This window comes from Streptomyces caniscabiei (assembly GCF_014930365.1).
GTDB classification, from domain to species: Bacteria; Actinomycetota; Actinomycetes; order Streptomycetales; family Streptomycetaceae; genus Streptomyces; species Streptomyces caniscabiei.
In genome coordinates, this window is record NZ_JABXWI010000026.1 from 90,351 (window position 1) to 111,284 (window position 20,934).

Here is a 20,934-nt window from a genome sequence, read left to right on the forward strand (position 1 = left end):
ACAAGCCACGACGGACCCGCAGCTCACCCACGACCCGCGGCCCAGACGTGATCCGAACGACAGGCCCTAGCTCTCGAACGGCCGCGCGGGCCAAGCCGCCTCAGCGGGGCGCAACCCCTCGACGCCGCCGTTCGCGCGCGCGGCCACCAGCGAAAGCACCCCCACCACAAGGCAGTTGTTGTGCAGTTCCCCGGCGAGCACCCCCCGCACCAGCTCGTCCAGCGGCACCCGGGCCAACTCCATGTCGGCCTCCTCGTCCTCCACGTCGAACCGCCGGCCCTCGGCCTCGGAGAGGTCCCGGGCCAGGAAGATCCGCACGGCCTCGTCGCAGCCGCCGGGCGTGGTGTAGACGTCGGTGAGGACCCGCCACTCCTCCGCCTTGACGTGCGCCTCCTCGTACAGCTCGCGCTGGGCCGCGTGCAGCGGGTTCTCGCCGGGCACGTCGAGCAGCCCGGCCGGGATCTCCCACAGCTTCTCGCGGACCGGGTGCCGGTACTGCCGGATGACGAGGACGCGGTCCTGGTCGTCGACGGCGAGGACGGCGACGGACCCGGGGTGCACCTGGTAGTCGCGGCGGACGACCGACCCGTCGGGCATCACCACGTCGTCCGTGCGCACGGAGGTCTTCTTGCCGACGAACGGGGTCTCGCTCGCCCGGACCTCCCACTCCTCGGCGGTGTCCTTGATCGTCATGTCGACTCGTCCTCCCACACATGCGAAAAGAAACCGGGGCACACGTCCCGAAAGACGCGCACCCCGGTCACCGTACAGCTCTCGCGCCGCTCGGCTTTACTTGCCGGTCTTCCGCTCCACGGCGGCCTTCACCAGCCCCGCGAACAGCGGGTGCGGGCGGGTCGGACGGGAGCGCAGCTCGGGGTGCGCCTGGGTCGCGACCAGGTAGGGGTGGACCTCGCGCGGGTACTCGACGTACTCGACGAGCTTGCCGTCGGGCGAGGTCCCGGTGAACTGCAGACCGGCCTTCTTCTCCAGTTCCGCGCGGTAGGCGTTGTTCACCTCGTAGCGGTGGCGGTGGCGCTCCTCGACGTACTCCTTGCCGTCGTACACCTCGCGCACGATCGACCCCTCGGCGAGCTTGGCCGGGTACATGCCCAGCCGCATCGTGCCGCCCATGTCGCCCTCACCGGCGACGATGTCCAGCTGCTCGGCCATGGTGGAGATGACCGGGTGCGCGGTGCCGGAGTCGAACTCGGTGGAGTTGGCGTCCGGGATGTCGGCCAGGTTGCGCGCGGCCTCGATCACGATGCACTGCAGCCCCAGGCAGAGGCCGAGCAGCGGGATCCGGTTCTCGCGGGCGTAGCGGATGGCGCCGACCTTGCCGGAGACGCCCCGGTCGCCGAAGCCGCCGGGGATGCAGATGGCGTCGACGTCGGCGAGCTGGGCCGCGGCGCCGGCCGGGGTCTTGCAGTCGTCCGAGGTGACCCACTTGATCTTCACCCGGGCCTTGTTGGCGAAGCCGCCCGCGCGCAGTGCCTCGGTGACCGAGAGGTAGGCGTCGGGCAGGTCGATGTACTTGCCGACCAGCGCCAGGTTGATCTCGTGGAGCGGGTTGTGGACGCGGTCGAGCAGGTCGTCCCAGGTCGTCCAGTCCACGTCGCGGAACGGCAGGTCCAGCTTGCGGACGACATAGGCGTCCAGGCCCTCGCCGTGCACGGTCTTCGGGATGTCGTAGATCGAGCGGGCGTCGGGACACGCGACCACGGCGGCCTCGTCGACGTCGCACATCAGGGAGATCTTGCGCTTGATCGCGGCGGGAACTTCACGATCACAGCGCAGAACGATCGCATCTGGCTGAATACCGATGTTGCGCAGGGCCGCAACCGAGTGCTGCGTCGGCTTCGTCTTCAGCTCCCCCGAGGGACCGATGTACGGCAGGAGCGAGATGTGGACGACGAAGACGTTGTCACGGCCGACCTCGTGACGGACCTGGCGGACGGTCTCCAGGAACGGCAGCGACTCGATGTCGCCGACGGTGCCGCCGACCTCGGTGATGACGACGTCGACCTCGTCGGAGGCCATGCGGCGGATGCGGTGCTTGATCTCGTTGGTGATGTGCGGGATGACCTGGACGGTGTCGCCCAGGTACTCGCCGCGCCGCTCCTTGGCGATGACCGTGTTGTAGACCTGGCCTGTAGTGACATTGGCGGAGCCGTCCAAGTCACGGTCGAGGAAGCGCTCGTAGTGTCCGATGTCCAGGTCGGTCTCGGCTCCGTCGTTGGTGACGAACACCTCGCCGTGCTGGAAGGGGTTCATCGTGCCGGGGTCGACATTCAAGTAGGGGTCGAGCTTCTGCATCACGACGCGCAGGCCGCGGGCCTTGAGCAGCATGCCGAGGCTGGAGGCGGTCAGACCCTTGCCGAGAGAGGAGGCGACACCCCCGGTGACGAAGATGTGCTTGGTCGTCGAGTTTCGAAAAGCAGCGGGCGGCATGGCCAAGAGGGGGCTCCCGTGGTCGCGGTTCGGTGTGCGGGTCGGCCGCCGCCCGAGCTCATCCGTCGGGGGTGCCTTCGCTGCGGTTCGGGGGTCCCTCTTGCGTCGGGGCGCCCACCGGTCCACGGGCTACCAGGGTATCAGCGACGGGACACGATCGCTTCCGGCCACGCTCCGCGCACGGGCCGACACGGACCTCGTACGATCGTCGGGGCATCCCGGTCGGTCTTCACCATTAGCTCACCCGTTCGGCTCACCCGTGTTGCCTGGAGCGGCACGCGGAGCCCTCCGGTGCGTCGTATCCTCTTCGGACACTCGCTGCCGAGCGCGGCCGGCGCGACGGCACCACCCCCGCCCGTCTCCGGTAATCATGAGAGCTCGTCAGTGCGTTGAGCAACGATCGCCTCATTTGCGTTGAGGATCGTTGAGCGACATCGCATGACACCGTCCCTTGGATCACTCTGGAAACATGGTTCCTTTGTCGATCCCTTGGGTCCCCTGACCGCACACCGCACAGCGACCGCCCCTCGGGGGGCGACGACGTGGCCGTTCGACTGGAGTTGCACGTGGCCGGGCGCATCGAAGACTACGCACTCATCGGAGACATGCAGACCGCCGCGCTGGTCTGCCGGGACGGCACGGTCGATTGGCTGTGCCTGCCCCGCTTCGACTCCCACGCCGTCTTCGCCGGACTGCTCGGCACCGAGGAGCACGGGTTCTGGAGACTGGGTCCCGCGCACGCGGCCGACGCCGAGCCGCCCACGGCCTCCCGCCGCCGGTACCGCGGCGACTCGCTGATCCTGGAATCCGAGTGGGACACCCCGCGCGGCACGGTCCGTGTGACGGACTTCATGCCGCCGCGTGACGGCGCCCCGCAGCTGATCCGGATCGTGGAGGGCGTCAGCGGCCGGGTGCCGATGCGCTCGGCGCTGCGCATGCGGTTCTCGTACGGCCGGGTGGTGCCCTGGGTGCACAAGCACGAGGGACGCACGGTGGCCGTCGCCGGGCCGGACTCGGTGTGGTTCGACACCGAGTGCGAGACCTACGGCAAGGCGCTGACCACCTACGCCGACTTCACCGTGACGCCGGGCGACCGGATCGCGTTCACGATCTCCTGGGAGCCCTCGCACAAGCAGCCCCCGCCGCTGCCGGAGCCCGAGCCCTCGCTCGTCGCCACGGAGGAGTTCTGGCGTGACTGGGTGGACCAGTGCACGTACCACGGCCCGTACCGCGAGGCCGTGGTCCGCTCGCTGATCACGCTGAAGGCCCTGACGTACGCCCCGACCGGCGGCATCGTCGCCGCGCCGACCACCTCCCTGCCGGAGCACGTCGGCGGCGTCCGCAACTGGGACTACCGCTACACCTGGCTGCGCGACGCGGCCATCACCCTCTCCTCGCTGCTGCGCACCGGCTACCGCGACGAGGCCCGCGCCTGGCGCGAGTGGCTGCTGCGCGCCGTGGCCGGCGACCCGGAGAACCTGCAGATCATGTACGGCATCGCCGGTGAGCGGGAGCTGGGCGAGGCCGAGCTGGAGTGGCTGCCCGGGTACGAGAACTCCGCGCCGGTCCGGGTCGGCAACGGCGCCGCCCACCAGCTCCAGCTGGACGTGTACGGCGAGGTCACCGAGGCCCTGCACCTGGCCCACATGACGGGCCTGGCCCGCAACGACTACGCCTCCCTCCTCCAGCTGAAGCTGATCCGCTACCTGGAGGACCACTGGGACGAGCCGGACGAGGGCATCTGGGAGGTGCGCGGTCCGCGCCGCCACTTCGTGCACTCCAAGGTCATGGCCTGGGTCGCGGTGGACCGCACGATCAAGCTCATCGAGTCCGGTGACGCGGACGGCCCGCTGGAGAAGTGGCGCGAGCTGCGCGACGACATCCACCGGGACGTGTGCGAGAAGGGCTACGACAAGGAGCGCAACACCTTCACCCAGTCGTACGGCTCCAAGGAGCTGGACGCCTCGCTGCTCCTCATCCCCCAGATGGGCTTCCTGCCGCCGGACGACAAGCGGGTCATCGGCACCATCGAGGCGATCCAGCGCGAGCTGTCGACCCCGGACGGCTTCATCCTGCGCTACCCGACCTCCGGCGAGGAGGAGGGCGTGGACGGGCTGCCGGGCGACGAGGGCGCGTTCCTCGCCTGCTCGTTCTGGATGGCGGACGACCTGGCGATGATCGGCCGGGTCGACGAGGCCCGCAAGCTCTTCGAGAAGCTGCTCTCCCTGCGCAACGACCTCGGCCTCCTCGCCGAGGAATGGGACCCGGTGCTCAAGCGCCAGGTCGGCAACTTCCCGCAGGCGTTCAGCCACGTCCCCCTCATCGACACGGCCCTGCGGCTGACCGCCTCGGGGGCGTACGGCGGCTGACCGCGCGCCCTCCGGTCCGGCGCGCACGGCGGCGGACCGGGGCGCGCACAGGCGCACACGGCAAGCGCTTGCGCTCGCTGGTACGGGTGGGCGCGGGCGGCACCTCGTCACCGCCGAGCAGGCCCGATCCGCCTTGCCCGCCTAGCCTGGAAGGAGCCCTGTCCCCTGACCGAAAGGGGGCGGCTCACCATGGCACCCTTTTCGAAGGCGCGGGCGGCGCTCGCCGCACTGCGCGCTGATCTGGTGGGCGACGTGTTCGCGCCGGACGACCCGGGGTACGACGACGCCCGCACGGTGTTCAACGCCATGATCGACCGGCGCCCGGCCGTGATCGCGCAGTGCGCCGACGAGACCGATGTCGTCCGCTCGGTCTGCTTCGCCCGCGACCTCGACCTGAAGATCGCGGTGCGCGGCGGCGGCCACAGCGTGGCCGGAATGGCGCTGAACGACAACGGGCTCGTCATCGACCTCCGCCGTATGCACGAGGTCACGGTCGACCCCGCGTCCAGAACCGCACGGGTAGGCGGCGGCGCCACCATGAGCCACCTCGACCGCGCCACCGAGCCCCACCGCCTGGCCACCACCGGAGGCCGCGCGTCGACCACTGGGGTCGGCGGCTTCGTCCTCGGCGGCGGCAGCGGCTGGCTGGACCGCACCTTCGGGCTCGCCGTCGACAACCTGCTCGGCGTCGAACTGGTGACCGCCGACGGACACGCCGTCCACGCGGACACCGAGGAGCACCCGGACCTGTTCTGGGCCCTGCACGGCGGCGGCGGGAACTTCGGCGTGGCCACCGCGCTCACCCTCCGGCTGCACGAACTGCCCGCCTTCGCCGTCGCCCTGCTGCTCTACCGCCCGGAACACGGCCCGGAGGTGATCCGCGTGTACCGCGAGGTCGTCGAGACCGGACCGCGCGAGGCGAGCGGCGGCGTCCTCTATCTCACCGCCCCGCCCGAGGAGTTCGTCCCCGAGCACCAGGTGGGCAGGCTCACCTGCGCCGTCCTGCTGACGTACGCGGGCACCGAGGACGACATGCGCAAGGTCGCCCAGCCGCTCCTGGCGATGCCGCACGAGGCCGAGCTCGTCGGCGCGATGCCGTACGCGGACGTGCAGTGCATGATCGACGACCCGCCGGGCATGCGGAACTACTGGTCGGCGGAGTATCTGACCGGCCTGCCGGACGAGTTGGTGGACGTGCTCGCCACCCGCGCCTGGTCGATGCCCGTGCCGACCGGCACCCAGCACGTGCTCTTCCCGCTCGGCGGCGCGATACCGGAGGGCCCCGCCCACTACCCGGTCCCCTACCGGGACTCACCCTGGGTCGTCCACCCCTTCGGCGTCTGGGAGGACCCCGAGGACGACGACCGGTGCAAGCGCTGGGTACGGGACGTGCGCGCCGACGTACGGCCGTGGAGCACCGGCGACGTCTACCTCAACTTCGTCGGCGACGAGGGCGCCGACCGGGTCGTCGCCGGTCTCGGCGTCGACAACTACCGGCGGCTGACGGCGGTGAAGACCGCGTACGACCCCGACAACGTCTTCCGCTTCAACCACAACATCCCGCCGGCCTGACGAGCGGGTACCGTCCGCTGCATGGACACCCGTCAAGGCCGCGAACCAGGTGAGGGCCGCGAGGCACAGGGCGGCATCACCGTGCGGCGGGCGCTGGAGCTGCCCGGACTGCGCGGCGGGCTGCCGGAGGTCCTCGCGGGCGCCGACCGGCTGCACCGCACCGTGCGCTGGGTGCACGCGGGCGAGGTCCCCAACATCGCCTCGCTCCTCAAGGGCGGCGAGCTGCTGCTGACCACCGGGTACGGGCTCGGCACCCGCCCCGCCGACCAGCGCGCGTTCGTCCGGACCCTCGCCGAGCGCGGTATCTCGGCCCTGGTCGTCGAACTGGGCCCGCGGTTCACCCGGCTCCCCCCGGCCCTCGTCGAGACGGCGCGCTCGGCGGGGCTCCCGCTCGTCCAACTGCACCGCGAGGTGGCCTTCGTGACGGTCACCGAGGAGATCCACACCGAGATCGTCAACGGCCACTACGCGCTCCTGCAGCAGGCCGAGGAGGTCCACCGCCGCTGCACCGAGGCCCTGCTCGGCGGCGGCGGAGTGCCGCAGGTCCTCGGCATCCTGGCCGACTTCAGCGGCAACCCGGTCTTCCTGGAGACCCCCGACGGACAGCTGCTGTACGCCGCCGGGACCGGTCCGGCGGACACCGATCCGCTCCAGGTGTGGGAGGGGCTGCGCGACCGGCACCAGGACGAGCCGCCCGCCGGGACGACCCTCGTCGACGTACCCGGCGGCGGTCCCGGCACCGGCTCGGTACGGGCCCGTCTGGTCCTCCTGCCCGTCGTGGCCCCCTCGGCGCCCGTCCACCGGATGGCGGCCGAGCGCGCGGCCGGCATCCTCGCCGTCGTCCTGATGCAGGCCCGGCAGGAGGAGGAGCTGGCCGCACGGGGACGCGGCGACTTCCTCACCGACCTCGCCGAGGGCCGGGTCCGGGCCGAGGACGCGCCCGCGCAGGCCCGCGTCCTCGGCTTCAAGCCGGGCGCCGGCCCGCTGCTGCCGGTCGTGATGCGGCTCGCCGACGGCCTCTCCCCCGGCGGGGGCTGGGCCGTCCTGGCCCGCGCGGTGGCCGAGGAGCTGGCCTCCGTGGGCGTACCCGTGCTGCTCGGCGTACGCCCCGTGGAGGGCCGCGTACCGCTGCTGCTGGGCCTGCGCGCGGAGTCGGAGCGGCCGGCGGTGGCCGACAGGGTCTCGGCGGCGCTCCGGGCCGGCGCGGAGCGCGCCGGGACGCAGCGGCCGGGCGGCCGGCCGCCCGTGGTGGTCGTCGGCGTGCCCGGCGGCTGGGCAGCCGCCTCGGCGGGCCTCAGGCACGCGGCGGAGACGGCGACGGCCGCGCAGGGACTGGCCGACCGACCCTGGTACGACGCCCGGCGCCTCGACATCGACCTGCTGCTGTGGCGACTGCGCGACCACCCCGACCTGGCCGCCTTCGTGGACCGCGCGATCGGCCCTCTGCGCGACCACGACGAGCGGTCCAGGCCGCCGCTGCTGCCGACTCTGGAGACCTATCTCGCGCACGCCGGCCGCAAGGCGGAGACCGCCCGCGAACTGCACCTCAACCGCCAGACCCTCTACAACCGTCTCGCCCGCATCGGCGAACTGCTCGGCACCGATCTGGACGACCCCCAGGCGGTGCTGGCCCTGAGCCTGGCCCTGCGGGCACGCCGACACGTCGGCTGAGGCCGGACGCCGGCCCGGCCGTCAGGTCAGGTCAGGGGCCTGAGCTGCGTCAACTCGTCGTAGACACTGAGCACCTGGGCCACCGTCTCGTCCTCGGTCGGCCAGGTGGCCGCCTGCCGGGCACCCCGCTCCCGCAGCACCTCGCGGTGGGCGGGGTCCCCGAGGAGGCGCAGGACGGCTCCGGCGAGCGCCCCGGCGTCGCCGTACGGGACGAGTTCGGCGCCGTCGCCGACCAGGTCGGGCAGCGATCCGACGGCGGCGGCGACGAGCGGCACGCGCGCGTGCAGCGCCTCCTGCGCGAGGACCGAGCGGGCCTCGGGACCGCCGGGCAGCAGCGCGAGGTCGGCGGCCGCGATCAGTTCGCAGACGTCGTCGCGCCGCCCGACGAGCCGTACGGGCAGCTCCTCGTCCTCGATGCGCCGCTGCAGCACCGCCCTCGACGGCCCCTCACCCGCCACGACCAGCAGCGGGGCAGGGTCGAGGTCGCGCCACTGCCGGGCGGCGTCGAGCAGGGTCTCGTGCCCCCAGTGGCGGTCGAGCGGGCCGACGGCCATGAGCAACGGGCGTTCCGTGGCGCCCAGTTCGGCCCTGACCTTGGACGCGGGCCGCTCCGGGTCCTCGCCGGGGACGGCCCGGCGCGACACGGGCAGCGCGACGGCGGCCAGCCGGGCGTCGCGCGCACCCCGGCTGCGGGCCCGGTCGACGAGGTCGGAGGAGGTGCCGAGGACCACGGCCGCCGCCTTGGCGACCCGCCGCTCCAGCAGCCGCAGCAGATGCGCCCGCGCCCCCTCGGCGTGCGAGCGCGAGTGCAGGGTGACGACGAGCGGGGTGGTGCGCCGGCCGAGCGCGAGGGTGGCGCGGAAGCCGGCGTGCAGGCCGTGCGCGTGCACCAGGTCGGCGTCCGCGCAGGCACTGCGCAGACTGGCCACCGACGCCGGGTCGCTGCTGCGGGGCACATGGACGTGGTGGGCGCCGACACCGGTGAAGTCGTACAGACCGTCCGTCTCACCGGGGGCGCAGACGGTGACCCGCACGCCCCTGGCGACCAGCCCCGAGGCCAGCGATCGCACATGCGCGCTACTCACCGCGCTGCCGCCGCCGAGCACTTGCACGGTCCGCAGCGGCGACTGGCCGTGTGGTGAGTGGCTGCTCACGTGGCTCACGTGGCCGTGGCTCCTGGTTCGGGGTCGGACATACCTGACCAAGGATGCCAGGCCGCAAGGGTGTTCCGGGACAGCCGAACGGGGCAGCGGCCGGAAGGGCGGGCAACCCCGGACCCAGGCTCACCCACACGAGTGAACTCCCGCACGAGGTTGCCCCTCCACGCGACTCACGTCCCGCCGCGTGTCGGCGCGAAACGGCCCCTACGCGTCCGCGCGGGCCGCAGCCAGCAGTTCCTCCGCGTGCGCCCGTGCCGTCTCCGAGTCCTCCTGACCGGCGAGCATGCGCGACAGCTCACGCACCCGGTCCTCGCCCTCCAGGACCTTCACACCGGACCGGGTCACCGTGCCGTCGTTGGTCTTCTCCACCAGCAGCTGCCGGTCGGCGAACGCCGCCACCTGGGGCAGATGCGTGACCACCACGACCTGTGCCGATCTGGCGAGACGGGCGAGCCGCCGACCGATCTCGACCGCGGCCTTCCCGCCGACACCGGCGTCGACCTCGTCGAAGAGATACGTCGGCACCGGGTCCGTCCCCGCGAACACCACCTCGACGGCCAGCATCACCCGCGACAGCTCACCCCCGGACGCGCCCTTGGCGATGGGCCTCGGCGGCGCTCCCGGGTGCGGCGCGAGCAGCAGCTCGACCTCGTCCGCGCCGGAGGGCCCGTACGCGACCGTACGTCCGCCCACCTCGACACCGTCCGGGTCGTCGTTCTGCCGGATCTCGAACGACACGCGCGCGTGCGGCATGGCGAGGGAGGCCAGCTCGGCGGTGACGGCGGCGGCGAACCGCTCGGCGGCCTCCGCGCGGGCGTCCGTCAGGGCCTGCGCCAGGCCGCCCAGCTCGGCCCGCAGCGCGTCCCGCTCGGCGGTCAGCTCGTCGATGCGTTCGTCGTCGCCGTCGAGCTCGGTGAGCCGCTGGGCGCCCTCCTCGGCCCACGACAGCACCGCGGCGATGTCCTGGCCGTACTTCCGCGTCAAGGCCGTCAGCGCGGCCCGCCGCTCCTCCACGGCCGCCAGCCGCAGCGGGTCGGCGTCCAGGTCGTCGGCGTATCCCGCCAGCTCCCCGGCCACGTCGCCCAGCAGGATCCCGACCTCACCGATCCGCTCGGCGAGCACGGCGAGCGCCGGGTCGTGCGACCGCACGGCCTCCAGCGCGCGGTGCGCGCCCGCGACGAGCGTCGAGGCGTCCACGCCCTCCGGGTCCTCCGGATTGCCCGCGAGCGCCGCGTGCGCGGCGCTCGCCGCGGAGGCCAGCGCCTCCGCGTGCCCGAGCCGCTCGGCCTCCTCGGCCAGCTCCACGTCCTCACCGGCCCGCGGCTCGACTCCGGCGATCTCGTCCAGGCCGTACCGCAGCATGTCGGCTTCCTGGGCCCGTTCCCGCGCACGGGTGACGATCTCGTCCAGTTCACCGGCCACGGCCCGCAGCCGCCGGTACGCCTCGCCGTACTTGGTCAGCGGTACGGCCACCGCGTCGCCCGCGTACCGGTCGAGCGCCGCCCGCTGCCGGGACAGCTTCAGCAGCCCCTGCTGGTCGGTCTGCCCGTGCACGGCGACGAGTTCGTCGGCCAGCTCGGCCAGCATCCCCACCGGGACCGAACGCCCGCCGAGGTGGGCCCGGGACCGTCCCTCGGCGGAAACGGTGCGGCTGATCAGCAGCGCCCCGTCGTCGAGTTCGGCCCCGGCCTCCTCGGCCCGGACCACCGCCGACGCGCCCTCGGGCACGGCGATCCGGCCCTCCACGACGGCGTTCTTCGCACCGATCCGCACGAGCGCCGGGTCAGCCCGCCCGCCGAGCAGCAGGCCGAGGCTGGTGACGACCATGGTCTTGCCGGCACCCGTCTCACCCGTCACGGCGGTGAAGCCAGGCGACAACTCGACGACAGCGTCGTCGATGACTCCGAGCGACCGTATCCGCATCTCCTCCAACACGGACACGACCTTACGAGGTCGAGGAGGCGGACCGCGACGCCCCCCGTCCCCAATGTCACCCCGGAGAGCTACAGCGCGCCCAAGCCGCTAGTGCCGAGCCCCCCGCCACCCGGAAACGGGCAACGCGAACTTGGCCACCAGCCGGTCGGTGAACGAAGCGTGGTGCAGCCGAGCCAGTCGCACCGGCACCGCCCCCCGCCGCACCTCCACCCGCGCCCCCGGCGGCAGCTCGACGGTCCGCCGCCCGTCGCACCACAGCACCCCCGGCGGAATGTGCGGCAGCACCTCCACCGCGAGCACCGAATTCGGCGACGTCACCAGCGGCTTGGCGAACAGCGCGTGCGCGGAGATCGGCACCATCAGCAGCGCCTCGACCTCCGGCCACACCACCGGCCCGCCCGCCGAGAACGCGTACGCCGTCGACCCGGTCGGCGTCGACAGTACGATCCCGTCGCACCCGAACCCGGTCACCGGCCGCCCGTCGATCTCCAGGACGACTTCCAACAGCTTCTCGGCGCCGGCCTTCTGCACGGCCGCCTCGTTCAACGCCCAGTCCGTGTGGACGATGTTCCCGTTCTGATGAACGACGACGTCGACGGTCATCCGCTCCTCGACCTCGTAGGACCTGGTCACCACCCGGTCGACGACCTTGTCGAGGTCGTCCCGCTCGGCCTCCGCGAGGAAGCCGACGCTGCCGAGGTTGACGCCGAGCATCGGCACCCCGGACGCGCGGGCGAACTCTGCGCCGCGCAGCAGCGTGCCGTCACCGCCGAGGACGATCAGCAGCTCGCACCCGTCGAGGCACTGCGGGGTGGCCTCCTTGACGAGTTCCACCTCCTCCGGCAGCGGGATGTCCTCGGCCTCGTACTCCAGGACGCGCACGACGATGCCGTGGTGCACCAGCCCCTTGACGACGAGTTCGGCACTGCGGATCGCCGCCGGCCGCCCGGTGTGGGTGAGCAGGAAGACAGTTCGAGATCGGTCCTGAGTCACCGCGGCCCCTCCGCCACTGCTCGGTCGACGTCGGCCGGGTCCAGCGCGGGAGCCCCGGCACGCAGCCACAGAAAGTATTCGACATTCCCCGAGGGACCGGGCAGCGGACTGGCCGTCACACCCTTCACCCCGAGCCCCAGCTCCCCGGCCCGCCGGGCCACCCCGCGCACCGCCTCGGCGCGCAGCTCCGGACTCCTCACGACTCCCCCACTGCCCAGCCGCTCCTTACCCACCTCGAACTGCGGCTTGACCATCATCACCAGATCGGCGTCCGGCTTCACGCACCGCACCAGGGCGGGCAGTACCAGGCCGAGCGGGATGAAGGACAGATCCCCCACGACAAGATCCACAGGCTCCCCATCGATCGCTTCGAGCGTCAACTCGCGTACGTTCGTACGGTCCTTGACGGTGACGCGTTCATCGCTCTGGAGAGTCCAGGCGAGTTGTCCGTATCCGACGTCCACGGCGACGACCTGCGCGGCTCCGGCCCGCAGCAGTACGTCGGTGAACCCGCCGGTGGAGGCTCCGGCGTCCAGCGCGCGGCGGCCCTCGACCACCAGCCCCAGCGGGACGAAGACCTCCAGGGCTCCGGCGAGCTTGTGGCCGCCCCGGGACACGTACTCGGGGTCGCCGTCGTCACTCACGACCACGATCGCGGCCGCGGTCTCCACCTGTGTGGCGGACTTGGTCGCGACGGTCTTGCCGACGGTGACCCGGCCGGCGGCGATCAGCTGGCTCGCGTGCTCACGCGAGCGCGCGAGCTTCCGCCGGACCAGTTCGGCGTCCAGACGGCGGCGTGCGACTCCTGCCACGGTGGGTTCAGCTCCTGCTTTCGTACGGCGATCGATGGGTGCGACCCGAAGGGTCTCGTTGAGGGGCGGCGGTCGGGTGACGGGTGGGAGCCGGAGGTCCCGGGCGGGCGTCCAGCGCGGTGAGCGCGTCGCGCAGCCCCCGGTGTACATCCTCGTACACCTCCACATGGCCGTCGGTGGCGAGGGGGTCGGCGTCGGCCAGCCGGTCGAGGGCGAGGTCGACCTCGGGGTGGCCGGTGGCGGTGCGGGGCACGTCCAGCGGGGCCGGGGCGGCGGGGTCGTACTCGGGTTCGAGTGCGGCCTCGGCCGCCGGCTCCGGAACCGCCGCGTCCGTCTCCGTCACGACCTCGGGCAAAGAGTCGCTCATGCCCAGACGCTACCGCGAAGCTCTGGGGTACCGTCGATCGCGATGGCAACGATCGATGAGTGCCGCGCCGCGCTCGAAAAGCTCTCGGACACCATGGCAGGCGCCGACGGACAGGTGCGCGAGGCGACGACCCTCGACCGTTCGGTGAGCTGCCACATCACGGACCTCGACATCACCTTCGTGGGCCGGATGCGGGACGGCCGGATCGAGGTGCGCGACACCCTCCAGGGGCCACCCGCCGAGAAGGCCCAGATCCGGCTCGCGATGACGGGCGACGACCTGGTGGCCCTCGTCGACGGCGACCTGAACTTCGCCAAGGCCTGGGGCTCGGGCCGGGTGAAGCTGGAGGCGGGCTTCCGTGACCTGCTCCAGCTCAGGAAGCTTCTGTAGCTCCCACCTTCGTGGCCTTCTCGGTCTCCGCGGCTTTCTCGGTCTCCCCGGCCTTCTCGGGCCTCGCCGTCCCGGTCCTGGCCCGGCGCGCCGCCGGCACCACCAGCGGCGTGCCCGTCTCCGGGTCGTCGATGACCTGGCAGCGCAGCCCGAACACCTCCTCGACCAGCTCGGCCGTGACGATCTCGGACGGGGCGCCCTGGGCGATCACCGAGCCGCCGCGCAGGGCGATGAGATGGGTGGCGTAGCGGGCGGCGTGGTTGAGGTCGTGCAGCACGGCGACCAGCGTGCGGCCCTGCTGCTCGTGGAGTTCGGCGCACAGGTCGAGCACGTCGATCTGGTGCTGGATGTCGAGGAAGGTGGTCGGCTCGTCGAGCAGCAGCAGCGGGGTCTGCTGGGCGAGCGCCATCGCGATCCAGACCCGCTGGCGCTGGCCCCCGGACAGCTCGTCGACGTACCGGTCGGCCAGCTCGGCCACCCCGGTCGACTCCATGGACTCCCGCACGATCCGCTCGTCCTCGGCCGACCACTGCCGCAGCAGCCCCTGGTGCGGGTACCGGCCGCGGCCCACGAGGTCGCCGACGGTGATCCCGTCCGGCGCGATCGACGACTGCGGCAGCAGCCCGAGCGTCCGGGCGACCTTCTTCGCGGGCATCGACTGGATGACCTGCCCGTCGAGCAGCACGCGCCCCTGGGACGGCTTCAGCATCCGGGAGAGGGCACGCAGCAGTGTGGACTTGCCGCAGGCGTTGGGGCCGACGATCACGGTGAAGGAGTTGTCGGGAATCTCCACCGACAGCTGCTCGGCGATGACCCGCTGGTCGTAGGCGAGGGTGACGTTCTCGGCGGACAGGCGGTTCACGGTGCTCCCTTGGTCTTTCGCGTGCGCCGACGCGTTGTCGTTCCCGTAGGCCGACGCGCTGTCGTTGTCGTTCATATCCGCCCGGCCTTGCGCTCGGTGACCAGCAGCCACAGCAGGTAGACGCCGCCGAGTACGCCGGTGACCACGCCGACCGGCAGCTGGTCGGCCCCGAAGGCCCGCTGCGAGGCCCAGTCGGCGACGATCAGCAGGGTCGCCCCCATGCACATCGCGGGCACCAGGTTCGGGCCCGGGGAGCGGGTCAGCCGCTTGGCGAGCTGGGGCGCGGTGAGGGCGACGAAACTGACCGGCCCTGCGGCGGCGGTGGCCCCCGCGGTGAGCAGCACGGCCGACACCATCAGCAGCAGCCGTACGCGCTCGACGCGCACTCCGAGGGCGTACGACACGTCGTCGCCCATCTCCGTCATCCGCAGCCCGCGCGCGTTGCCGAGCACCAGCGGGACAAGGAGTGCGCACATGATCAGCAGCGGCCGGACCTGCTCCCAGTCACGGCCGTTGAGGGAGCCGGTCATCCACACGACCGCGCGGGCCGCGTCGACGAGGTCGGCCTTGGTGATCAGATAGCCGTTGACCGCCGTGACGATCGCGGAGACACCGATGCCGACCAGTACGAGCCGGTAGCCGTGCACGCCCCGCTTCCACGCCAGCACGTAGATCGCGAAACCCGTGACCAGACCGCCGACGAGCGCCCCGAGGGCCACCTGGTCGGCGCTGCCCGAGAACAGCACGATGACGACCAGCGCGCCGGCGGTGGCGCCCTGCGAGAGGCCGAGCACGTCCGGACTGCCCAGCGGATTGCGGGAGATGGACTGGAACAGCGCCCCGCCGAGCCCGAGCGAGGCCCCGACGAGCAGCCCGACCAGGACTCTGGGCAGCCGCAGCTCGTTGACGATGAACTCCTGGCCCGCGTTCCCGTCGCCGAGCAGCGTCCGCAGGACGTCGCCGGCCGGGATCGGGAAGTCGCCGGTGCCGATCAGTACGACGCTCGCGGTGAGCGCCGCCACCAGCAGCAGGACGACGACGGTGAACGCCCGTACGTCCAGCCGGACGGACAGTCCGCCGGGCGTGCGCAGCGCACGGACGCGCCCGGCGCGCTCGCCGCTGTCGTGTGTCTCCCTCGTGGCCTGCGTCTTCACAGCTGGGCCGTCCTCCGCCGTCGTACGAGAAAGATGAAGACCGGACCGCCCAGGATCGCGGTGACGATGCCGACCTGAAGCTCCGCGGGCCGCGCCACCATGCGACCGATCACGTCGGCGCCGAGCAGCAGCACGGGCGACAGGACGGTCGCGTACGGCAGGATCCAGCGCAGGTCGGGCCCGGTGAAGGAGCGCACCACGTGCGGGACCATCAGCCCGACGAAGACGATCGGCCCGCAGGCGGCGGTCGCGGCCCCGCACAGCACTGTGGCGGCGGCCATGGAGAGCGCGCGGGTGCGGTTGAGGTCGGCGCCGAGCGCGCGGGCGGTGTCGTCGCCCATGGCCATCGCGTTCAGCGGGCGGGCGAGCAGCAGCGCGACGACCGTGCCGACGGCCAGGAAGGGCAGCACCTGGGTGATGGTCCCGTCGGTCGCCGAGGCCAGCGAACCGACCGTCCAGAAGCGCATCTTGGAGAGCGCCGCGTCGTCCATGATCATCACGGCCTGGAGGTAGCCGTACAGCGCCGCGCTGATCGCCGTGCCCGCGAGCGCGAGCCGTACCGGCGTCGCGCCCCGGCTGCCACCGAGGAACCAGACCAGCGCCCCGACCGCGGCGGCACCCGCGAACGCGAACCACACATAGCCGCTGAGCGAGGTGACGCCGAAGTAGGTGATGGCGGTGACCACGGCCGCGGACGCGCCCGCGTTGATGCCGAGCAGGCCCGGGTCGGCCAGCGGGTTCCGGGTGAGGGCCTGAAGGACGGCACCGGCCAACCCGAGCGCGGCTCCCGCGAGCAGTCCGAGGAGCGTGCGCGAGATCCGCTCCCCGACCACGGCGTCGCCGTACGTCCCCGTGTCCTCGAACAGACCGTGCCAGACCTGCTCGAACGAGAGTTCTTTCGCACCGATCGCGATGCTCGCCAGGGCGACAAGGCCGAGGAGCACGAGGGCCACGAGAAGCCCGGCGGCACGTGCCGCCCGGCGGTTCGGGGGCGCGGGGGCGGTGTCCGCGCTCGGTTCAGGAGGACTGTCGACCAACACCCGGTTAGGTTAGCCTATCCTCCTTTTTCGGCTCGATCGCGTCCGCGAACACCGCCCGGCCGCACGGAGACGGGTGCCCACTCAGCCCGTCACAACCCCAGCCTGGCCAGCGCCTTCGCCCCGTCCAGCTCGCACGATCCCGCACCGGCCGCCGTCCAGGCCGCCGCGCACAGCGCCCGCAGCCCGTCCAGGGCCTCGCCCTCGCCGTCGAGTTCCAGCCGATCCGGCCCCGCCGTGGCCGTCCAGCCGCCGCAGCGGAAACCCGCGCCCGCCTCGACGACCTCCGGCTGCCCGGTCAGCATGCCCCGCAGATCGGCGTCGACATACGTGGGCCGGTGCTGCGGGGGCGCGGCCAGCAACTGCGCGCCGTCGGTCACGCCGGTCAGCACCAGCAGCGAGTCGACCTCGCCGTTGAACGCCCCCTCGATGTCCGTGTCCAGCCGGTCCCCGACCACCAACGGCCGCTCGGCACCGGTCCGCAGGATCGTCTCGCGGTGCATCGGCGGCAGGGGCTTGCCCGCCACCTGCGGCTCGGCGCCGGTCGCGATGCGGACGACCTGCACCGCCGCCCCGTTGCCCGGTGCGATCCCGCGCGCGCTCGGGATCGTCAGATCGGTGTTGGACGCGAACCACGGCACCCCGCGCGCGATGGCGTAGCAGGCCTCCGCGAACCGCCCCCAGGGCAGGTCGAGGCCGCCGAACCCCTGCACCACCGCCGCCGGATCGTCGTCCGCCGACTCGACCGGCTCAAGGCCCCGCTCCCGCAGCGCCACCCGCAGGCCCTCACCACCGATGACCAGCACCCGCGCCCCGGCGGGCAACTGCTCACTGATCAGCCGAGCCACGGCCTGCGCCGAGGTGATGACGTCACCGGCCTCGGTCGGTATCCCGAGGGCCGTCAGATGCGCGGCCACCGTGTCGGGCGTCCGCAGCGCGTTGTTGGTCACGTACGCCAGGTGCATCCCACCGGCGCGCGCCGTACTCAGGGACTCCACGGCGTACGCGATCGCACTCCCTCCCGCGTACACCACACCGTCCAGATCGAGCAGAGCCGTGTCGTACGCCTCGCTCAGGGCCTGCCCACTGCCGTCGGGCCGCGTCCTGACTGCCTGGCTCATCGTGCTCCGCTCCTCGCTCGCTCCGACGGTCTCCCGACCGGCCGGGTCGGACGCCCGTCGGTCAACAATCGGTCAGGTCACTTTCCCCGATCATCCCTCACGCCACCGACACCCATACGATGCATCAATGAACTACGCAGGTCCCGCGGAGGAGAACCCGGCGCGCAGCGGCCTCGAACTGACCCCGTTCCGGGGGCTTCGCTACGACCCCGACCGGGTCGGCAGCCTGGCCGCCGTGACATCACCGCCGTACGACGTCGTCGTACGGCCGGACGGTCTGCTCCACCTCGAATCCGCCGATCCGCACAACATCGTCCGCCTGATACTCCCCCAGGCCGGTACGCCCGCCGCCCGTGACGAACAGGCCGCCGACACACTGCGCCGCTGGCTCGCCGACGGCGTCCTGGCCGCCGACGCCGAGCCCGGTCTCTACGTCTACGAGCAGGCGGACGGCAGCATCCTCCAACGCGGTCTCATAGGCGCCCTGCGCCTCTCCGAGCCCTCCGCGGGCGTGGTACTGCCCCACGAGGACGTCATCCCCCATGTCATCGCCGACCGCGCGGCCCTGATGCGCGCCACCGGCACCAACATGGAGCCTCTGCTCCTCACCTACCGGGGGGACGGCGCGACGACCGGGGCGACAGCCGTGGTCGAGCGCACCACGGCAGGCGCCCCGCTCCTCGCCACGACCACGGAGGACGGCTTCAGCCATCGCCTCTGGGCGGTCACCGATCCCGCCGACCTCACCGAGATCCGGTCGGACCTCGCCCGCCACCAGGCCCTGATAGCCGACGGCCACCACCGCTGGGCGACCTACCTCCGGCTCCGCACGGAACACCCGTCCCCCAGCCCCTGGGACTACGGCCTGGTCCTGCTGGTGGACACCGCCCGCTACCCCCTGCGTGTGCGCGCGATCCACCGCCTCCTCCATCAACTCCCGCTCAGCGACGCCCTCACCGCCCTGGACGGCCTGTTCCGCGTACGCCGACTCGACGGGGAGCTCCCGGAGGCCCTCGACGCCCTGGCGGACACGTCCGCCGCCGGCAACGCCTTCGTCCTCGCGGGCGACGGCGCCTTCCACCTCGTCGACCGCCCGGACCCGGACCTCCTCGCCCGCACGATCCCCGCCGACCGCCCGTCGGCCTGGCGCACGCTGGACGCGACGGTCCTGCACGCCACGCTCCTCGACCACGTCTGGCGCATCCCCGAGGACTCCCCGGCGCATGTCGCCTACATCCACGACACGGCCGCCACGGTCGAGAAGGCCGAGCGCGACGGTGGTACGGCCGTCCTCATGCACCCGGTCCGCGAGGAGGTCGTACGCGACCTGGCCCGCCAGGGCGTCACCATGCCCCGCAAGTCCACGTCGTTCGGCCCCAAGCCGGCGTCGGGGCTGGTCCTGCGCGCACTGGAGTTCTGAACCGCCGCCCTCCGCAGGCCGGGACCCTGGTCCCCGATGGCCAGACATACGAAAGGGCGGGATCCCCTGTACGGGATCCCGCCCTTCACCGTCTCTCCCGGACGTCAGTCCTTGTCGTCGACGCCGAGGTCGTCGTCGTCATCGTCTACGCCGAGGTCTTCATCGTCGACGTCGAGGTCGAGGTCCTCGACGGCCTCGACGGCCGTGGCCGGCGCGTCCTGCAGCGCCCCGGCATCCTCGGCTTCCTCGGCACCGCTCCGCTCGACGTCATCCGCGACGCCGCCCTTGTGCTCGATTCCGGCCTCGTCCTCGGCCTCGGCCTCGTCCTCGTCCTCGACGAGAACGTCCACGAACTCGACGCCGTCCATCTCCGCGAGCCGGTCCGACGCGTCCGTGCTGCCGTCCTTGTCGGCCTCGACGGCCTTGGCGAACCACTCGCGCGCCTCGTCCTCACGCCCTGCCGCGAGCAACGCGTCGGCGTAGGCGTACCGCAGGCGCGCGGTCCACGGCTGTACGGAGTTGGAGGCCAGCTCCGGGCTCTGCAGCGTCACGATGGCCGCGTCGAGCTGGTCCATGTCACGCCGGGCGCCGGCCGCGACGAGCCGCATCTCGACCTGCCCGGCCTTGTCCAGCTTGTGCACCTCGGGCGCCCCGGCCATGTCGAGCGCCTTCTCGGGCCGCCCGAGACCACGCTCGCAGTCCGCCATGACGGGCCACAGCTCGACGTTGCCGGTCATCCGCCGGGCCGCACGGAACTCCGCGAGGGCCTCGCTGTACTTCTGGTTCGCGTACGCCGCGAAGCCGGCCGCCTCCCGCACGGCCGCGACACGCGACGCCAGCCGCAGCGCCACCCGGGAGTAGCCGTACGCGCCCTCGGGGTCCTCGTCGATGAGCCGCGCGACCATCACCAGGTTCTTGGCGACGTCGTCCGCGAGCGTCTTCGGCAGGCTCTGCAGCTCCTGCCGTACGTCCTTGTCGATCTCCTCGCCGGTGACGTCCTCCGGGATCGGCAGCCGCTTGATCGGCTCACGGTCCCGGTCACGCTCGTCGCGGAAGCGCCCGCCGCCACGACGGTCGTCGCCGCCGCGCCGGTCGTCCCGGCCGCGGAAGCCACCGGGCCGACCCCCACGGTCGTCCCGACGGGGACCACGGCCCCGGTCGTCCCGGCCGCGATCGTCACGCCCGCGGAAACCACCGCCACGCTCACCACCACGGCTGTCGTCACGACGGAACCCGCCGCCGCGCTGCTCGCCACGGTTGTCGTCACGGCGGAAGCCACCACGGTCGTCGTCGCGACGGAACGCGGGACGGTCACCCTCACGACGCTCAGGACGAGCGGGGCGGTCGTCACGACGCTCGTCACGACGGAAGTCGTCGCGCCGGTCATCGCGGCGGAAGGGCGGACGGTCCCCGTCCCGGCGGTCATCGCGCCGGAAGTCGTCGCGACGGTCGTCACGGCGGAAGGGCGGACGCCCACCCCGGTCGTCCCCGCGTCGCTCGTCACGGCCACGGTCGTCGCGACCGCGGAACCCGCCGCCGCGCTGCTCGCCACGGTTGTCGTCACGGCGGAAGCCACCACGGTCGTCGTCGCGACGGAACGCGGGACGGTCACCCTCACGACGC

General features: G+C 72.4%; 17 protein-coding genes. 5 read left to right on the forward strand and 12 right to left on the reverse strand.

The genetic code is table 11. The features are described from left to right. Positions 1-66 precede the first annotated feature (66 nt). Complete coding sequence (locus tag HW837_RS42870) at positions 67-693, reverse strand: NUDIX domain-containing protein (RefSeq protein ID WP_045556947.1); 627 nt, start codon at positions 691-693, stop codon at positions 67-69. A gap of 96 nt (positions 694-789) precedes the next feature. After that, positions 790-2,448 (reverse strand): CTP synthase, encoded by a 1,659-nt coding sequence (locus HW837_RS42875; protein WP_045556946.1) that lies wholly within the window; start codon positions 2,446-2,448, stop codon positions 790-792. A gap of 566 nt (positions 2,449-3,014) precedes the next feature. Between HW837_RS42875 and HW837_RS42880 the strand changes: the two genes are divergently transcribed. The 3 genes from HW837_RS42880 to HW837_RS42890 all read left to right on the forward strand — a co-directional run bounded on the left by HW837_RS42880 (position 3,015) and on the right by HW837_RS42890 (position 8,060). Continuing rightward, the gene (locus HW837_RS42880; RefSeq protein ID WP_045556945.1) at positions 3,015-4,817 is read left to right on the forward strand and encodes a glycoside hydrolase family 15 protein; all 1,803 of its coding nucleotides are present in this window, start codon (positions 3,015-3,017) and stop codon (positions 4,815-4,817) included. A gap of 189 nt (positions 4,818-5,006) precedes the next feature. Continuing rightward, positions 5,007-6,389, forward strand: coding sequence for an FAD-binding oxidoreductase (locus tag HW837_RS42885; protein WP_193381923.1), 1,383 nt, complete (start codon positions 5,007-5,009; stop codon positions 6,387-6,389). Between the two features lie 21 nt (positions 6,390-6,410). Beyond that, positions 6,411-8,060 (forward strand): PucR family transcriptional regulator, encoded by a 1,650-nt coding sequence (locus tag HW837_RS42890; RefSeq protein ID WP_193382479.1) that lies wholly within the window; start codon positions 6,411-6,413, stop codon positions 8,058-8,060. A gap of 26 nt (positions 8,061-8,086) precedes the next feature. Here HW837_RS42890 and HW837_RS42895 read toward each other — a convergent pair whose 3' ends face one another. The 5 genes from HW837_RS42895 to HW837_RS42915 form a co-directional block, all read right to left on the reverse strand. Next, positions 8,087-9,223, reverse strand: coding sequence for a glycosyltransferase family 4 protein (locus HW837_RS42895; protein WP_193382222.1), 1,137 nt, complete (start codon positions 9,221-9,223; stop codon positions 8,087-8,089). A 201-nt stretch (positions 9,224-9,424) separates the two neighbouring features. Beyond that, positions 9,425-11,143 (reverse strand): DNA repair protein RecN, encoded by a 1,719-nt coding sequence (gene recN, locus HW837_RS42900; protein WP_045556941.1) that lies wholly within the window; start codon positions 11,141-11,143, stop codon positions 9,425-9,427. 99 nt (positions 11,144-11,242) lie between these two features. Continuing rightward, positions 11,243-12,148, reverse strand: a complete 906-nt coding sequence (locus tag HW837_RS42905; RefSeq protein WP_045556940.1) for an NAD kinase — start codon at positions 12,146-12,148, stop codon at positions 11,243-11,245. Further along, positions 12,145-12,960, reverse strand: coding sequence for a TlyA family RNA methyltransferase (locus HW837_RS42910; RefSeq protein WP_045556939.1), 816 nt, complete (start codon positions 12,958-12,960; stop codon positions 12,145-12,147). Before HW837_RS42910 ends, HW837_RS42905 begins: the two co-directional genes overlap by 4 nt. Before the next feature lie 7 nt (positions 12,961-12,967). Continuing rightward, positions 12,968-13,327 (reverse strand): hypothetical protein, encoded by a 360-nt coding sequence (locus HW837_RS42915; RefSeq protein ID WP_193382221.1) that lies wholly within the window; start codon positions 13,325-13,327, stop codon positions 12,968-12,970. 42 nt (positions 13,328-13,369) lie between these two features. Between HW837_RS42915 and HW837_RS42920 the strand changes: the two genes are divergently transcribed. Beyond that, entirely contained in the window at positions 13,370-13,717 is a 348-nt protein-coding gene (locus tag HW837_RS42920) for an SCP2 sterol-binding domain-containing protein (RefSeq protein WP_045556938.1), read from the forward strand. On the opposite strand, the gene HW837_RS42925 is transcribed toward HW837_RS42920, so the two are convergent. The 4 genes from HW837_RS42925 to HW837_RS42940 form a co-directional block, all read right to left on the reverse strand. Next, positions 13,701-14,654: an ABC transporter ATP-binding protein gene (locus HW837_RS42925; RefSeq protein ID WP_193382220.1), complete on the reverse strand. Its 954-nt coding sequence runs from the start codon at positions 14,652-14,654 to the stop codon at positions 13,701-13,703. The genes HW837_RS42920 and HW837_RS42925 overlap by 17 nt on opposite strands. After that, positions 14,651-15,733: a FecCD family ABC transporter permease gene (locus tag HW837_RS42930; RefSeq protein WP_045556936.1), complete on the reverse strand. Its 1,083-nt coding sequence runs from the start codon at positions 15,731-15,733 to the stop codon at positions 14,651-14,653. The genes HW837_RS42925 and HW837_RS42930 overlap by 4 nt, the downstream gene beginning before the upstream one ends. Continuing rightward, entirely contained in the window at positions 15,730-16,773 is a 1,044-nt protein-coding gene (locus HW837_RS42935; protein ID WP_045556935.1) for a FecCD family ABC transporter permease, read from the reverse strand. The genes HW837_RS42930 and HW837_RS42935 overlap by 4 nt, the downstream gene beginning before the upstream one ends. Before the next feature lie 89 nt (positions 16,774-16,862). Further along, complete coding sequence (locus HW837_RS42940) at positions 16,863-17,891, reverse strand: HAD hydrolase-like protein (protein WP_193382219.1); 1,029 nt, start codon at positions 17,889-17,891, stop codon at positions 16,863-16,865. Between the two features lie 127 nt (positions 17,892-18,018). On the opposite strand from HW837_RS42940, the gene HW837_RS42945 reads away from it, so the two are divergent. Beyond that, on the forward strand, positions 18,019-19,311 hold the full coding sequence (locus HW837_RS42945) for a DUF1015 family protein (protein WP_093791858.1): 1,293 nt from the start codon (positions 18,019-18,021) through the stop codon (positions 19,309-19,311). 104 nt (positions 19,312-19,415) lie between these two features. Here the strand turns inward: HW837_RS42945 and HW837_RS42950 are convergent, their stop codons facing one another. Then, a complete protein-coding gene (locus HW837_RS42950; protein WP_196790159.1) occupies positions 19,416-20,324 on the reverse strand; it encodes a tetratricopeptide repeat protein in 909 nt (302 codons plus the stop codon). Positions 20,325-20,934: the final 610 nt, after the last annotated feature.

Excerpts from the sequence above, each read along its gene's own strand:
- HW837_RS42870 (WP_045556947.1), bottom strand. The coding sequence starts at position 693 with ATGACGATCAAGGACACCGCCGAGGAGTGGGAGGTCCGGGCGAGCGAG.
- HW837_RS42875 (WP_045556946.1), bottom strand. The coding sequence starts at position 2,448 with ATGCCGCCCGCTGCTTTTCGAAACTCGACGACCAAGCACATCTTCGTC.
- HW837_RS42885 (WP_193381923.1), top strand. The coding sequence starts at position 5,007 with ATGGCACCCTTTTCGAAGGCGCGGGCGGCGCTCGCCGCACTGCGCGCT.
- HW837_RS42890 (WP_193382479.1), top strand. The coding sequence starts at position 6,411 with ATGGACACCCGTCAAGGCCGCGAACCAGGTGAGGGCCGCGAGGCACAG.
- recN (WP_045556941.1), bottom strand. The coding sequence starts at position 11,143 with ATGCGGATACGGTCGCTCGGAGTCATCGACGACGCTGTCGTCGAGTTG.
- HW837_RS42915 (WP_193382221.1), bottom strand. The coding sequence starts at position 13,327 with ATGAGCGACTCTTTGCCCGAGGTCGTGACGGAGACGGACGCGGCGGTT.
- HW837_RS42920 (WP_045556938.1), top strand. The coding sequence starts at position 13,370 with ATGGCAACGATCGATGAGTGCCGCGCCGCGCTCGAAAAGCTCTCGGAC.
- HW837_RS42925 (WP_193382220.1), bottom strand. The coding sequence starts at position 14,654 with ATGAACGACAACGACAGCGCGTCGGCCTACGGGAACGACAACGCGTCG.
- HW837_RS42940 (WP_193382219.1), bottom strand. The coding sequence starts at position 17,891 with ATGAGCCAGGCAGTCAGGACGCGGCCCGACGGCAGTGGGCAGGCCCTG.
- HW837_RS42945 (WP_093791858.1), top strand. The coding sequence starts at position 18,019 with ATGAACTACGCAGGTCCCGCGGAGGAGAACCCGGCGCGCAGCGGCCTC.